Origin of the sequence: Kribbella sp. NBC_00662 (assembly GCF_041430295.1) — a bacterium.
Taxonomy (GTDB): domain Bacteria; phylum Actinomycetota; class Actinomycetes; order Propionibacteriales; family Kribbellaceae; genus Kribbella.
The window spans coordinates 1,349,038-1,363,918 of the sequence record NZ_CP109029.1; the positions used below are offsets into that span (position 1 = coordinate 1,349,038).

The following is a 14,881-nucleotide window of genomic DNA, read 5'->3' on the forward strand; positions in this document are numbered from 1 at the left end:
CCAGAGGCTGCTGCGCTGAATGGCTCGCTCGCTCCGCTCGCTCACCTGTCGTCCTCCTCTGCCGGGTACTCGCCTTCGCTGATTTCCCGGACCGTCTCGATCTCGTCGCGCTCCTCGGCTTCGGGGAACACGGTGCCACGTGCCTGGAGCACACGCGAAACCGAGGTGGGTGCGATCGACCCGTCCGGCAGCAGGGCCGGCGTGTCGACGGCGTTGTGCCGGGCCAGTACGCCGGGAGTCGGCAGCGGACCCGGGTGGATGCCCTGCTCGGCGTACTTGCGGATCCGCTCCTCGGCGTGGTCGCGCTGGGTGCGCTTCTTGGTCAGCCGCTCGCGGTGGGCCAGCATCATGGCGCCCATCGCCGCGGTGATCAGCAGCGCCGAGGTGACCTCGAACGCCCAGACGTACTTGCCGAACAGCAGCGCCGCGATCGCCTTCGGGTTGCCGTCCGGCTGCGCGTCGGCCAGCCCGGTCGGGTGCCCGTACGTCGCGTTGCCGACGGCGGCGATCAGCAGTACGCCGAACGCGATGAACGCGACCGAGGCCAGCAGCCGCTGACCGCGGATCGTCTCCACCAGCGAGTCCGAGGCGTCGACGCCGACCAGCATCAGCACGAACAGGAACAGCATCAGGATCGCGCCGGTGTAGACGATGATCTGGACCGCGAACAGGAACGGTGCGTCCTGCGCGGCGTACTGCACCGCGAGGCAGACCATCACGGTCGCGAGCAGCAGCGCCGAGTGCACCGCCTTGCGGACCAGCACCATGCCGATCGCGGCCAGGATCATCACCGGGGCCAGCAGCCAGAACGCGACCTGCGGGCCGGTAACCAGGCTGATCACTTCGCGTCACTCCCCTCGGCCGGTACGGCGGCACCGGTCAGACCGAGGTAGTAGTCCTTCTCGGTCGCGCCGAGCTGCATGTCGTGCGGCGGCTCCTGCATCCCCGGGAGCAGCGGCGCCAGCAGGTCCTTCTTCTCGTAGATGAGGGACTCGCGGCTGGTGTCGGCCAGCTCGTACTCGTTGGTCATCGTGAGCGCCCGGGTCGGGCAGGCCTCGATGCACAGACCGCAGAGGATGCAGCGCAGGTAGTTGATCTGGTAGACGCGCCCGTACCGCTCACCGGGCGACATCCGGCCGCCCTCGGTGTTGTCGGCGCCTTCGACGTAGATCGCGTCCGCGGGGCAGGCCCACGCGCACAGCTCACAGCCGATGCACTTCTCCAGCCCGTCCGGCCAGCGGTTCAGCTGGTGCCGGCCGTGGAAACGTGGTGCGGTCGGCTTCTTCTCGAACGGGTACTGCTCGGTGAACACCTTCCGGAACATCGTCCGGAAGGTGACGCCGAACCCGGCTACCGGGTCCCAGAGGGACTCTTTGACACTAGCCACGGGAGGCTGCCCCCGATTTCGTCTCGGACTGTTGAGTGGTGATCGGTGGTGGGACCGGGAAGCCGCCGGCGAAGGCGTCGAACTCCTTGCCGTCGGCAACCTCAGGTGTGTCCTCGGGCTTCGGCTTCTGCGGGAGGAACATGCTGATGACCGCGATCAGGAGGACCACGGCGGCCGCGACCAGCAGCGTCGTCCGGCTGAAGTTGGTCTCCCGGCCGACGGCGCGGACGGTGGCGACCAGCAGGATCCAGGCCAGCGAGATCGGGATCAGGATCTTCCAGCCGAGCTTCATGAACTGGTCGTAGCGCAGTCGCGGCAGCGTTCCGCGCAACCAGATGTAGAAGAAGATGAAGCCCATCAGCTTGCCCATGAACCACAGCACCGGCCAGTAGCCGGAGTTCGCGCCGTCCCAGATCGAGATCGGCCAGGGCGCCCGCCAGCCGCCCAGGAACAGCGTGGTGGCCAGCGCGGACACGGTCGCCATGTTGATGTACTCCGCCAGGAAGAACATCGCGTACTTGATCGAGGAGTACTCGGTCAGGAAGCCGGCCACCAGCTCGCCCTCGGCCTCGGGCAGGTCGAACGGCGCCCGGTTGGTCTCGCCGACCATCGAGATCACGTAGATCACGAACGACGGGAACAACAGGAACGCGTACCACCCGGGCAGCGGGATCGCCGTCCCGAACCAGTGCACGGTCTGGTGCGACTGCGCCGCCACGATCTCCGAGGTGGACATCGAACCGGCGAACAGGAACACGGTCACCAGAGCCAGGCCCATGCCGACCTCGTACGAGATCATCTGCGCGCTGGACCGCAGACCACCGAGCAGCGAGTACGTCGAGTTCGACGACCAGCCGCCGAGCACGATGCCGTAGATGCCGATCGAGGCGACCGCCATCACGTACAGCACCGAGACCGGCAGGTCGGTCAGCTGCAGCCGGGTGTAGGTGTCGGTCCAGGGAATCCTCACCGTCGGCCCGAACGGGATCACCGCGAAGGTGAGGAAGGCCGGTACGGCGACGATCGCCGGCGCGAGCACGAAGACGAACCGGTCGACGCCCTTCGGCATCAGGTCTTCCTTGAGCATCAGCTTGACGCCGTCGGCCAGCGACTGCAGCAGACCGAAGGGTCCGTGCACGTTCGGGCCGATCCGGTGCTGCATCCGGGCCACGACCCGGCGCTCCCACCAGATGTTGAACAGCGTCAGCACTACCAGGAAGACGAAGATGAAGAGGACCTTGATGAGGATGACCCACCAAGGATCGTGACCGACCCCCGCGTCCGGCACGGCGAGTGGGATTGTCATGCGTTCCCTCCGGCGATCGTCACGATCGAGCCATGGTCTGCGTGCAGTGACCGGCGGACGTGGGAGTCGGCCGAGTTGGTCGGCAGCCAGACCACGTTGTCGGTCATCGGGGTGATCACGACCGGCAGCCGGACGGACCCGGCGTCGGTGCTGACCACCAGCTCGTCCCCGTCGGCGACACCGACCCGGTGCGCGGTGGTGAGCGAGATCCGGGCGACCGGCGTACGCGCCGTCGCGGTCAGGTGCGGCTCACCGTCGCAGGCCCGGCTGTCGTCGATCAGCATCCGCCAGGTCGCGAGCCGGGTGGAGTCGAACGCACCGAGCGCCGGAGCGGCCTGGTACGTCGGCTCCTGTGCGCGGTCGCCGTCCCAGCGGCCGAGCTCGTCGAACTCGCGCTTCGCGCCGTCCGGCGTGCTGAACCCGATCGAGTGGCCCATCTCCTGCGACAGCGCGGCCAGCGCCCGCACGTCCGGCATCGCGGTCGGCACCTTGAGCACGACCGGGAACGACCGCTCGCGGCCCTCCCAGTTCACGAAGGTGCCGGACTTCTCCACCGGCGGTACGACGGGGAACACCACGTCGGCGTACTCGGTCACCTGGGAGTTGCGGACCTCGAAGCTGACCACGAACGGCGCGGCCTCGAGCGCGGCCAGCGCCGCGGCCGGGTCGGGCAGGTCGTCGATCTCGACACCCGCGACGACCAGCGCCTGCAGCGAACCCGCGTTGGCGAGGATCTCGGACAGGTCCTTGCCGGTCTCACCCGGCAGGTGGTCCACACCCCACGCGGCCTGCAGGTCGACCCGCGCCTGCGGGTCGGTCACCAGGCGGCCGCCGGGCAGCAGACCCGGCAGGCAGCCGGCCTCGAGCGCGCTCCGGTCACCCGCACGCCGCGGGATCCAGGCCAGCTGCGCACCGGTGTCGAGCGCCAGCCGCAGCGCGGCCGAGTACCCACCCGGGACGCTGGCCAGCCGCTCGCCGATGACGATGATCGAGTCCGCGCCGAGCGCGGCCCGGGCAGCAGCCCCGGCCTCACCGGCGTTGCCGAGATCCCCGAGTACGGCGGCCTCGGTCCCGGGCGAGGTCAGTACGGCGACGCCGTCCAGCTTCTCGATCCCGCGCGAGCGGTACGCCGCGACCGTGAACACCTTGGTCCCGTGCGTCCGGACGCCCTTGCGGACCCGGAGGAAGACCGACGGCGCCTCCTCCTCGGGCTCGAACCCGGCGAACAGCACGGTGCCGGCGTTCTCCAGGTCGGTGAACGTCGTACCCAGACCCGTCCCGGCCACCGCGGCGGCGAGGAAGTCCGCCTCCTCCGCGGAGTGCGGCCGGGCCCGGAAGTCGATGTCGTTGCTGCCGAGGGCGACCCGGGCGAACTTCGAGTACGCGTAGGCGTCCTCGAGGGTCAGCCGGCCGCCGGTCAGCACCGCCGCGTTGCCGCGGGCCGCGTTCAGCTTCCCGGCCGCGAAGCTCAGCGCCTCCGGCCAGGACGCCGGCCGCAGCTCGCCGTCCTCGCGGATCATCGGGTGGGTCAGCCGGTCGCCGGTGGTCGCGTACTGGAACGCGAACCGGTCCTTGTCGGAGATCCACTCCTCGTTGACCTGCGGGTCGTCGCCGGCCAGCCGGCGCATCACCTTGCCGCGCCGGTAGTCGATCCGGATCGCCGAACCCGACGAGTCGTGCTCGGCCACCGACGGCACCGACACCAGGTCGAACGGCCGCGAACGGAAGCGGTACGCCGCACTGGTCAGCGCGCCGACCGGGCAGATCTGGATCGTGTTGCCGGAGAAGTAGCTCTCGAAGGGCTCCTTCTCGTAGATGCCGACCTGCTGCAGCGCACCGCGCTCGATCAGCGCGATGAACGGGTCACCGGCGATCTGCTCGGAGAACCGGGTGCAGCGCGCGCAGAGGATGCAGCGCTCGCGGTCCAGCAGCACCTCGGCCGAGATGTTGATCGGCTTCGGGTAGGTCCGCTTGACCTCGGTGAACCGGGACTCGCCGCCGCCGTTGGACATCGCCTGGTTCTGCAGCGGGCACTCGCCGCCCTTGTCGCAGACCGGGCAGTCCAGCGGGTGGTTGATCAGCAGGAACTCCATGTTCCCGTGCTGTGCCTTGTCGGCCACCGGCGAGCTCACCTGGGTGCGGATCACCATGCCGTCGGCCACGGTCAGCGTGCAGGACGCCTGCGGCTTCGGCATACCGCGGCCGTTGCCGGCGTCGGTGACCTCGACCAGACACTGCCGGCAGGCGCCGACCGGGTCGAGCAGCGGGTGGTCGCAGAACCGCGGGATCTGGATGCCGATCTGCTCGGCGGCCCGGATCGCCAGGCTGTTCTTCGGAACCTTGACCTCGATGTCGTCGATGGTCACGGTGACCAGGTCGGTCCGCTCCACCTCCGACCCGGCCGGCGGGTTCGCTTGGATCGTCATGCGCTAGCTCCAGCGGTCGCGAAGACAGTGCTTGCCATCGGGTCGAACGGGCAGCCGCCGTTCTCGAAGTGCGCCAGGTACTCGTCCTTGAAGTACTTGATCGAGCTGGTGATCGGAGCGGTCGCACCGTCGGCCAGCGCGCAGAACGAGCGGCCGGTGATGTTCTCGCACAGGTCCAGCAGCGTGACCAGGTCCTCCTCGGTGCCCTTGCCTGCTTCGAGGCGCTCGAGGATCTGCACCAGCCACCACGTGCCCTCACGGCAGGGCGTGCACTTGCCGCAGGACTCGTGCTTGTAGAACTCGGTCCACCGCAGTACGGCGCGGACCGAGCACACCGAGTCGTCGAAGATCTGCAGGGCCTTGGTGCCGAGCATCGAACCGACCGACCCGACGCCCTCGTAGTCCAGCGGTACGTCGAGGTGCTCGGCCGTCAGCAGCGGCGTCGACGAACCACCCGGCGTCCAGAACTTCAGCGTGTGGCCCTCGCGGACCCCGCCGGCCAGGTCGATCAGCTCGCGCAGCGTGATGCCCATCGGCGCCTCGTACTGACCCGGGCGGGCAACGTGCCCGGACAGCGAGTACAGCGTCATGCCCTTGGACTTCTCGGTGCCCATCGAGCCGAACCAGTCCGCGCCGTTCTTGATGATGGCGGGAACCGACGCGATCGACTCGACGTTGTTGATAACAGTGGGGCAGCCGTACAAGCCTGCGACAGCAGGGAACGGAGGGCGCAGACGGGGTTGACCGCGACGTCCTTCCAGCGAGTCCAGCAGTGCCGTCTCCTCGCCGCAGATGTAGGCGCCGGCGCCGGCGTGCACGACCACGTCGAGGTCGTAGCCGGTGCCGAGGATGTTCTGGCCGATGAAGCCCGCGTCCTTGGCCTCCTGCACGGCCTGCTGCAGCCGGCGGATCACGTGCAGCACTTCACCGCGCACGTAGATGAAGGCGGCCGAGGCGCGGATCGCGTAGGACGCGATGATGACGCCCTCGACCAGCGTGTGCGGCGAGGCCATCATCAGCGGGATGTCCTTGCAGGTGCCCGGCTCGGACTCGTCCGCGTTCACCACGAGGTACTTCGGCTTCGGGTTGTCCTGCGGGATGAACGACCACTTCATCCCGGTCGGGAAGCCCGCGCCGCCACGGCCGCGCAGACCGGAGTCCTTGACCGCGGTCACGACATCGGCCGGCTGCATACCGAGCGCCGTCCGGAGGGCGTCGTACCCACCGGAGCGCTGGTACGACGCCAGCTGCCAGGCGTTGATCTGGTCCCAGTTGTCGGACAACACCGGGGTCAGCGTGTCGGCCATGGTCAGCCCTCCTTCGGGGTGTCGGAGCCGTTCGGAGCCGACCAGTTGCGCTCGCGGGCCAGCCGGAGACCGGCCAGCGAGGCCTTGCCACCGGTCGGGCCCTCGTCGGCGCGCCCGTCGGAGAAGCCGGCCAGCACGCGCTCGGCCTCGCGCCAGGTGCAGATCGTGGCGCCCCGCGGCGACTTGACCTCGTTGCCCTCGCGCAGGTCGTCGACCAGCCGGGTGGCGGTCTCCGGCGTCATGTCGTCGAAGAACTCCCAGTTGACCGTCATCACCGGCGCATAGTCGCAGGCGGCGTTGCACTCGATGTGCTCGAGGGTGATCTTGCCGTCCTCGGTGGTCTCGTCGTTGCCGACGTCGAGGTGCTGCTTGAGCCGGTCGAAGATCAGGTCGCCGCCCATCACCGCGCACAGCGTGTTGGTGCAGACGCCGACGTGGTAGTCGCCGACCGGGCGCCGCTTGTACATCGTGTAGAAGGTCGCCACCGCCGACACCTCGGCACCGGTCAGCCCGAGCAGGTCGGCGCAGATCTCGATGCCTTCCGGGGTGACCCGGCCCTCGACCGACTGCACCAGGTGCAGCATCGGCAGCAGCGCCGACTGGGCCTGCGGGTACCGCGCCATGATCTCGCGCATCTCCGCGATCGTGGCGTCGGTGATCTTCGAGTCGCCGGTGCTGTAGGGCACCGGCTTGTCGGTAGCAGTCGTGTGGTTCTCGGCCATTTAGCGGTCCACTCCACCCATCACCGGGTCAAGGCTTGCGACAGCGACGATCACGTCGGCGACCTGGCCGCCCTCGCACATGATCGGCATCGCCTGCAGGTTTGCGAAGGACGGGTCACGGAAGTGCACCCGGTACGGCTTGGTGCCGCCGTCGGAGACGACATGCGCGCCGAGCTCGCCGCGCGGCGACTCGATCGCCACGTAGGCCTGGCCGGCCGGGACCCGGAAGCCCTCGGTGACCAGCTTGAAGTGGTGGATCAGCGCTTCCATCGACTCGCCCATGATGTGCTTGATGTGGTCGAGCGAGTTGCCCATCCCGTCGGCGCCGACGGCCAGCTGGCTCGGCCAGCCGATCTTCTTGTCGGCCACCATCACCGGCTGGCCTTCCATCTTCTCCAGCCGGTCGGCGCACTGCTCGACGATCTTCAGCGACTCGTGCATCTCCTGCAGCCGGACCCGGAACCGTCCGTACGAGTCCGAGCTGTCCCAGGTCGGTACGTCGAAGTCGTAGGTCTCGTAGCCGCAGTACGGCTGGGTCTTGCGCAGGTCCAGCGCGTAACCGGTGGAGCGCACCGTCGGGCCGGAGATGCCGAGTGCCATGCAGCCCGCGAGGTCGAGGTAGCCGACGTTCTGCAGCCGCGCCTTGAAGATCGGGTTGGCGTTGCAGAGCTCGGCGTACTCCTTGAGGTGCTTGTTCATCCACGTGATGTACTCGCGGATCTTGTCCAGCGCACCCGGCGGCAGGTCCTGCGCGACACCGCCCGGCCGGATGAACGCGTGGTTCATCCGCAGGCCGGTGATCAGCTCGAACAGGTCGAGGGTCTTCTCGCGCTCGCGGAAGCCGATCGTCATCACGGTCAGCGCGCCGATCTCCATACCGCCGGTGGCGATACAGACCAGGTGGCTGCTGATCCGGTTGAGCTCCATCAGGAGCACCCGCATCACGTTGGCCTTGTCCGGGATCTCGTCCTCGATCCCGAGCAGCTTCTCGACCGCGAGGCAGTAGGCCGCCTCGTTGTAGAACGGCGACAGGTAGTCCATCCGGGTGACGAACGTGACGCCCTGCACCCAGGAGCGGAACTCCATGTTCTTCTCGATGCCGGTGTGCAGGTAGCCGATGCCGCAGCGGGCCTCGGTCACCGACTCGCCCTCGAGCTCGAGGATCAGCCGGAGCACGCCGTGCGTCGACGGGTGCTGCGGGCCCATGTTGACGACGACGTGCTCTTCCGGCTCGTCACCGAGACCGGAGACGACCGAGTCCCAGTCCTGCCCGGTGACGGTGAAGACCTTGCCCTCGGTCGTGTCCCGGGTCGTCGCGTACGGATCTGTAGTGGTCATCAGTTGTACGACCTCCGCGTGTCGGGCGGTGGGATGACAGCGCCCTTGTACTCGACGTCGATACCGCCGAGCGGGTAGTCCTTGCGCTGCGGGTGGCCCGGCCAGTCGTCGGGCATCTGGATCCGGGTCAGCGCCGGGTGTCCGTCGAAGACGATGCCGAAGAAGTCCCAGGTCTCCCGCTCGTGCCAGTCGTTGGCCGGGTAGACCGAGACGATCGACGGGATGTGCGGGTCCGCGTCGGGCGCCGACACCTCCAGCCGGATCCGGCGGTTGTGCGTGATCGACAGGAAGTGGTAGACGGCGTGCAGCTCGCGGCCGGTCTCCTCGGGGTAGTGCACCCCGCTGACACCGGAGCAGAACTCGAACCGCAGCGCCTCGTCGTCGCGCAGGTGCTGGGCGACCTCGACCAGGTGCTCACGCTTGATGTGCAGCGTGAGCTCGTTGCGGTCGACCACGACCTTCTCGATCGCACCGTCAGCGACCAGCCCTTCGAGGCGGTCGACGGCGCCGTCGAACCAGGATCCGTACGGCTTCGGCGTACTGCCCGGCAACGCGATCTGGCGCTTGAGCCGGCCGAAGCCGGAGGTGTCACCGGTACCGCGGACACCGAACATGCCCTCGCGCTGCTCGATGACCTCGGCCTGCGGCGTCTGCGCGTCGCTGGCGGCCGACGTGGCCGGCAGGTTCTCGGGTTGCGTGTCGCTCATTTGCTCCCTCGCTTCGCTCGTCCACAAATGAGCGGAACGCTGCTGTGCCTCTGGGTGCCCTCGCTTCGCTCGGTCACCTGAGCAAGCCCTTCATCTCGATCGTCGGCGCGGCGACCAGGGCCGCGGCCTCCTGCTCGGACTGCAGCGCCTTCTTGTGCGCGCCGAGCTTCATGTGCTGGATCTGGTCGTGGATCTTCAGGAACGCGTCCAGCAGCATCTCCGGCCGCGGCGGGCAGCCGGGCAGGTACATGTCGACCGGTACGACGTGGTCCACGCCCTGGACGACCGCGTAGTTGTTGAACATGCCGCCCGAAGACGCGCACACGCCCATCGCCAGCACCCACTTCGGGCCGGGCATCTGGTCGTAGATCTGGCGCAGCACCGGAGCCATCTTCTGGCTCACCCGGCCGGCCACGATCATCAGGTCGGCCTGCCGCGGCGACGCCCGGAAGACCTCCATGCCGAACCGGGCCGCGTCGTACCGCGGTGCGCCGGTCGTCATCATCTCGATCGCGCAGCACGCCAGCCCGAAGGTTGCCGGCCACAACGACGCCTTGCGCATATAACCCAGCAGGCCCTCGACCGTGCTCAGCAGTACGCCGGCCGGAAGCTGTTCTTCAAGACCCATGTCAGTCCCACTCCAGTCCGCCACGACGCCATACGTAGGAGTACGCGATGAAGACGGTGACGATGAAAATGACCATCTCGATCAGCCCGAACAGCGCCATCTGGTCGAAGGCCACCGCCCACGGGTAGAGGAAGACGATCTCGATGTCGAACACGATGAACAGCATCGCGGTGATGTAGTACTTCACCGGGAAGCGCCCACCGCCGACCGGCTGTGGGGTCGGCTCGATGCCGCACTCGTAGGAGTCCAGCTTGGCCCGGTTGTAGCGCTTCGGGCCGACCAGCGCGCTCACGGTGATGCTGCCTGCGACGAAGAGCGCCGCGAGCACACCAAGAGCGAGAATCGGTGTGTAGGGGTGCATCGCTGGGTGCTCCCTCCTTCAGCCGGTTGATTCTGTCGTTCGGGTCAGCCCGCCAGTACGGTGTCTACTGCCAGGACTGTGTTATCAGTAGCGCTGTGGCTCAGCTCACTCGCCCCGCCGGTTAGGCGGCCGGTGCGAGCTTCGTGAGACCGTTGATGATCTTGTCCATCACGTCACCGTCCCGCGGGTCGGTGAGGTTCGCGAGCAACTTCAAGGTGAACTTCATCAGCGTGGTGCGCGGCAGACCGTACTTGGTGCACAGCCGCATCACCTCCGGATTTCCGATCAGCTTCACGAAGATCCGGCCGAGCGTGTAGTAGCCGCCGTACTCCTGCTTCAGCGCCTTCGGGTACGCCGTCAGCGCGCGCTCGCGCTGGTTCGGCTGCCGGCGCAGCGCCTGGGCGGCGACCTCGGCGGCGAACGCCCCGGACTCCATCGCGTACGGGATGCCCTCGCCGTTGAACGGGTTGACCATGCCGCCGGCGTCGCCGAGCAGCATCAGGCCGCGGGTGTAGTGCGGCTGCCGGTTGAAGCCCATCGGCAGGGCCGCGCCGCGGATCGGGATGGTCTGGAACTCGTCGCGGAACTGCCACTCCTCGGGCGTGTTCTTCAGCCACGCCTTCAGCAGGTCGGCGTAGTCGACCTTGCCGAACGCGTCCGAGGTGTTCAGGATGCCGAGACCGACGTTGACCGTGCCGTCGCCCATCCCGAAGATCCAGCCGTACCCGGGCAGCAGCACCTTCCCGCCGGGCTGCTTCGGGTCGTCGGCCCACAGCTCCAGCCAGGACTCGAGGTAGTCGTCGTTGGTCCGCGGGCTGGTGAAGTACGTCCGGACGGCGACGCCCATCGGCCGGTCGTCGCGCTTGTGGATGCCCATCGAGATGCTCAGCCGGGACGAGTTGCCGTCGGCCGCCATCACCAGTGGCGCCCGGAACTCGAGGTCGGCGCCGGCCCGGCGGCCGTTGTCGTCGACCGGCTTCGCGGTGACGCCGACGATGAAACCGCGGTCGTCGAGGACCGGGCCGCTCACGTTGGTCCGCTCACGCAGCCGCGCCCCGGCCTTCACGGCCTGCCGGGCGAGCATGTCGTCGAAGTCCATCCGGTTGCGGGTCAGGCCGTAGTTCGGGTGGCTGGCCAGATCCGGCCAGTCGAGCTGCAGCTGGTGTCCGGCACCCTGGATCCGGAGCCCGTAGTTGCGGATCCAGCCGGCCTCTTCGGAGATGTCGATGCCCATGTTGATCAGCTGCTTGGTGCCGCGCGGGGTGAGCCCGTCACCGCACACCTTCTCGCGCGGGAACGCGGTCTTCTCCAGCAGCAGCACGTCGAGTCCGGCGTTCGCCAGGTGGTACGCCGCCGCTGATCCGGCGGGCCCGGCACCGACGACGATCACATCGGCGGTCTCCACCTGCTGCGCGCTCGGCACGCTCTGGCTCATCTCGATTCCTGGCCTGGCTGAGGGGGCTGGTGCGCTCGTGAATCGCTTCACGAGCACTCGTCACTTGACAGTCTAGGACTGCCTGACGCGGACACGAAACTCGCCCCAACCCCCTTGCAGGCAAGCAAATTACGCTTAAGTTCCGTTGCGTAATTAAACGGGCTTCACTCCCCGGTGGATGGCGACCAGACCGCCGGTCAGGTTGCGCCACTGGACACGGGTCCAGCCCGCGTCCTGGATGGTCCGGGCCAGCGGCTCCTGCGGGAGCCACGCGCGGGTGGACTCGGCCAGGTACTCGTACGCCTCGGGGTTGCTCGAGACCACCTTCGCGACCGCCGGTACGGCGCGCATCATGTACTCGAGGTACACGACCCGGAACGGCTTCCAGGTCGGATGCGACTGCTCGAGTACGACGAGTCGCCCTCCCGGGCGGGTGACCCGGAGCATCTCCTCGAGCGCGACGGTGACGTCGTTCACGTTCCGCAGCGCCCACGAGATCGTCACCACGTCGAAGGTGTCGTCGGTGAACGGGAGCCGGAGCGCGTCGCCGGCGATCAGGTCGAGCTCGGGGTGGCGGCGCTTGCCGACCCGGAGCATGCCGACCGAGAAGTCGCAGGACACCACCTCGGCGCCGGCCTCGCGCAGCCTGATGCTCGACGCACCGGTTCCGGCCGCCAGATCGAGGATCTTCATCCCCTTCCGCGGCGCGATCTCCTTGAACGTCTCCGGCCGCCAGTAGTGCTTCTCCAGACCCATCGTCGCGACCGCGTTGGTCCGGTCGTACCCCTCGGCCACGTTGTCGAACATGGCCGCCACGGCATGCGGTTCTTTGCTCAGGTCTGCGCGCGTCACCTGTCTAGTTCATCACGGGTGAGGCGGTGCCCTGTCCGGCAGGCATACGCTTGCATCTCGTGAGTACATCTCTTGGGAGCCGTCCGGCCGCCGCAACCCGGGGCCGCAGCACGCGCGAGGAGTGGTCCCGTGAGTTTGTCTGAGCCGGTTCGCGACCAGGCTCCGCGCCTGGTGATCCGCAGCCAGGTGGTCGACGATGTGTCCGCGCAACTACTGGACCATCTGCCCGCCGAAGGCGGACTCGCCTGGGTCCGGCGGGGCGACGGCCAGGTCGGCTGGGGCGTCGCCGCCCGGCTCGACGTTGCCGGTGGCAACCGCTTTCAGGACGCGATGCGCTGGTGGCAGGAGATCACTGCGGCAGCCGTGGTGCGTGACGACGTCGGCGTACCTGGGTCGGGACTGGTCTGCTTCGGATCGTTCGGCTTCACCGACCAGGACCCGAGCGTGCTGGTCGTCCCCGAAGTCATCGTCGGCCGCCGCGCCGGCACCACCTGGGTGACCACGGTCTCGCCGGCCAGCTCGTTGACCGCACCGCCCGAGCTGGTCAAGCACGAGCCGTCGCCGGTGTACGACGTGACGTTCGCGGACGGCGCCCGTACCGGGACGGCGTGGTCGAGCATCGTCGCGGAGGCTGTACGCCGGATCACCGCCGGCGAGCTCGACAAGGTCGTGCTCGCCCGCGACCTGATCGCGATCGCCGAGCAGCCGATCGATCTGCGCTGGCCACTGCACCGGCTCGCGACGTCGTACCCGAACTGCTGGACGTTCTCCGTCGACGGTCTCATCGGCGCCACTCCTGAGCTGCTGGTGCGCCGGGAGAAGGGCCTGATCACGTCTCGGGTGCTGGCGGGGACGATCCGCCGTACCGGAGACGACGCGCACGACCTGGCTCTGGCGGCGTCGCTGGCGCGGTCGTCGAAGGACCTCGAGGAGCACGAGTACGCCGTACGCTCGGTCGCCGAGGCACTCGAGCCGCACTGCAAGTCGATGAACGTGCCGGAGACGCCGTTCGTCCTGCACCTGCCGAACGTGATGCACCTCGCGACCGACGTCGCAGGCGTGGCCAACAACGGCGCCTCCGCACTCGGCCTGGCCGCCGCCCTCCATCCGTCGGCCGCGATCTGCGGTACGCCGACCCCCGTGGCGCGCGACCTGATCGGCGAGATCGAAGGCATGCAACGCGGCCGCTTCAGCGGCCCCGTCGGCTGGATGGACGCCGCCGGCGACGGCGAGTGGTGCATCGCCCTGCGCTGCGGCCAAGCCGACCCCGACAACCCCCGCCGCATGCGCCTGTTCGCCGGCGCCGGCATAGTCGCCGGCTCCAACCCCAACGCCGAACTAGCCGAAACCAACGCCAAACTGGTCCCCATGCGAGACGCCCTGGGCGACTGAGCACAGCTCCGCATGCCTTCATCCAACCCGCTGGTGGGTGGGCTTGAACCGACCGCCCCGGCCGGCCGTGGGAGTAGGTGCGCGGTCGGCTGAGGATGTGTTCGGGGGCGAACTAAGCTGGCTGGAGCGAGCGCCTTAGTGGTTCCGGTGAACGACGCATTGGGAGACTGACAAGTGAAGTTGACGAAGTTTGCGCATGCTTGTGTTCGGCTGGAGAAGGACGGGAAGGTTCTGCTGATCGATCCCGGATCGTTCAGTGAGGACGCGGCGTTCGAGAAGGCCGATGCGATCCTGGTGACGCACGAGCATCAGGACCACCTGGACGTCGACCGGGTCGCGGCGCTCGACGTGCCCGTATACACCAACGCCGGCGTCGCCGCGCAGCTCACCGCGTTGGGCGAGCGCGTGCACGTGGTCGAGGGCGGCCAGTCGTTCGAGGCCGCCGGCTTCTCGGTGAGTGCCTATGGCAAGGACCACGCGGTGATCCTCCCGGAGTGGGGCGTGCCCTGCGAGAACATCGGCTTCCTGGTCGACGACGCCGTGTACCACCCGGGCGACTCGTTCACGCAGCCCGACCGCGCCGTACACCTGAACCTCGTCCCGATCTCCGGCCCGTGGTTCGCACTCCCGCCGGCCGTCGAGTACGCGCGCAGCGTCAAGGCGGACCGTCTCGTCGGCATCCACGACGCGCTGCTCAGCCCGATCGGTCAAAGCATGTTCTCGCGCTTCCTGAACTCCGACGACCGCCCGTACGCCGGTCTCGCGGCGGGCGAGTCCACCGAACTCAGCTGAAACCTGCGCAGCTCCACCACAGTCTCGAACCCGAGCTGCTGATACACGCGATGTGAGTGCGGATTGCCGAGGTCTGTCCGCAAACAGACCTCGGCCGGCCGCAGGCTCTCCACGAGCTGCCCGGTGGGCGCGCTCCCGTGCGCCGTCATGCACCAAGACGAACACGGGCGGCTCGGGATCATTCATGATCCCGCTCACGCGGTCGGGGATGTTGGTCAGGATCGTCGA

Annotated in this window: 14 protein-coding genes; 2 read left to right on the top strand and 12 right to left on the bottom strand. The window is 68.2% G+C overall.

Going from position 1 to position 14,881, the window contains the following annotated elements; genetic code table 11:
* Positions 1-41: 41 nt before the first annotated feature.
* The 12 genes from OHA10_RS06910 to OHA10_RS06965 form a co-directional block, all read right to left on the bottom strand.
* Positions 42-842 carry an NADH-quinone oxidoreductase subunit J gene (locus tag OHA10_RS06910; RefSeq protein WP_371405331.1) on the bottom strand — a complete coding sequence of 267 codons (801 nt, stop codon included), beginning with the start codon at positions 840-842 and terminating at the stop codon, positions 42-44.
* Entirely contained in the window at positions 839-1,387 is a 549-nt protein-coding gene (nuoI, locus tag OHA10_RS06915; protein ID WP_130441818.1) for an NADH-quinone oxidoreductase subunit NuoI, read from the bottom strand. The genes OHA10_RS06910 and nuoI overlap by 4 nt, the downstream gene beginning before the upstream one ends.
* A complete protein-coding gene (gene nuoH / locus OHA10_RS06920) occupies positions 1,380-2,693 on the bottom strand; it encodes an NADH-quinone oxidoreductase subunit NuoH (protein WP_371405332.1) in 1,314 nt (437 codons plus the stop codon). Before nuoH ends, nuoI begins: the two co-directional genes overlap by 8 nt.
* Positions 2,690-5,119, bottom strand: a complete 2,430-nt coding sequence (locus OHA10_RS06925) for an NADH-quinone oxidoreductase subunit G (protein WP_371405333.1) — start codon at positions 5,117-5,119, stop codon at positions 2,690-2,692. Before OHA10_RS06925 ends, nuoH begins: the two co-directional genes overlap by 4 nt.
* Complete coding sequence (nuoF, locus tag OHA10_RS06930; RefSeq protein WP_371405334.1) at positions 5,116-6,426, bottom strand: NADH-quinone oxidoreductase subunit NuoF; 1,311 nt, start codon at positions 6,424-6,426, stop codon at positions 5,116-5,118. Before nuoF ends, OHA10_RS06925 begins: the two co-directional genes overlap by 4 nt.
* 2 nt (positions 6,427-6,428) lie before the next feature.
* Entirely contained in the window at positions 6,429-7,148 is a 720-nt protein-coding gene (nuoE, locus tag OHA10_RS06935) for an NADH-quinone oxidoreductase subunit NuoE (protein ID WP_371405335.1), read from the bottom strand.
* Positions 7,149-8,486, bottom strand: a complete 1,338-nt coding sequence (locus OHA10_RS06940) for an NADH-quinone oxidoreductase subunit D (protein WP_371405336.1) — start codon at positions 8,484-8,486, stop codon at positions 7,149-7,151.
* A complete protein-coding gene (locus tag OHA10_RS06945) occupies positions 8,486-9,193 on the bottom strand; it encodes an NADH-quinone oxidoreductase subunit C (protein WP_371405337.1) in 708 nt (235 codons plus the stop codon). The genes OHA10_RS06940 and OHA10_RS06945 overlap by 1 nt, the downstream gene beginning before the upstream one ends.
* Positions 9,194-9,266: 73 nt before the next feature.
* Positions 9,267-9,821 carry an NADH-quinone oxidoreductase subunit B family protein gene (locus tag OHA10_RS06950; RefSeq protein WP_137256604.1) on the bottom strand — a complete coding sequence of 185 codons (555 nt, stop codon included), beginning with the start codon at positions 9,819-9,821 and terminating at the stop codon, positions 9,267-9,269.
* 1 nt (position 9,822) lies between these two features.
* Positions 9,823-10,182: an NADH-quinone oxidoreductase subunit A gene (locus tag OHA10_RS06955; protein WP_130441833.1), complete on the bottom strand. Its 360-nt coding sequence runs from the start codon at positions 10,180-10,182 to the stop codon at positions 9,823-9,825.
* Positions 10,183-10,303: 121 nt separating this feature from the next.
* A complete protein-coding gene (locus tag OHA10_RS06960) occupies positions 10,304-11,617 on the bottom strand; it encodes a geranylgeranyl reductase family protein (protein ID WP_371405338.1) in 1,314 nt (437 codons plus the stop codon).
* Positions 11,618-11,770: 153 nt separating this feature from the next.
* Entirely contained in the window at positions 11,771-12,469 is a 699-nt protein-coding gene (locus tag OHA10_RS06965) for a demethylmenaquinone methyltransferase (protein WP_371405339.1), read from the bottom strand.
* Positions 12,470-12,598: 129 nt separating this feature from the next.
* On the opposite strand from OHA10_RS06965, the gene OHA10_RS06970 reads away from it, so the two are divergent.
* Positions 12,599-13,861, top strand: coding sequence for an isochorismate synthase MenF (locus OHA10_RS06970; protein WP_371405340.1), 1,263 nt, complete (start codon positions 12,599-12,601; stop codon positions 13,859-13,861).
* A gap of 174 nt (positions 13,862-14,035) precedes the next feature.
* The gene (locus tag OHA10_RS06975; RefSeq protein WP_371405341.1) at positions 14,036-14,653 is read left to right on the top strand and encodes an MBL fold metallo-hydrolase; all 618 of its coding nucleotides are present in this window, start codon (positions 14,036-14,038) and stop codon (positions 14,651-14,653) included.
* Positions 14,654-14,881: the final 228 nt, after the last annotated feature.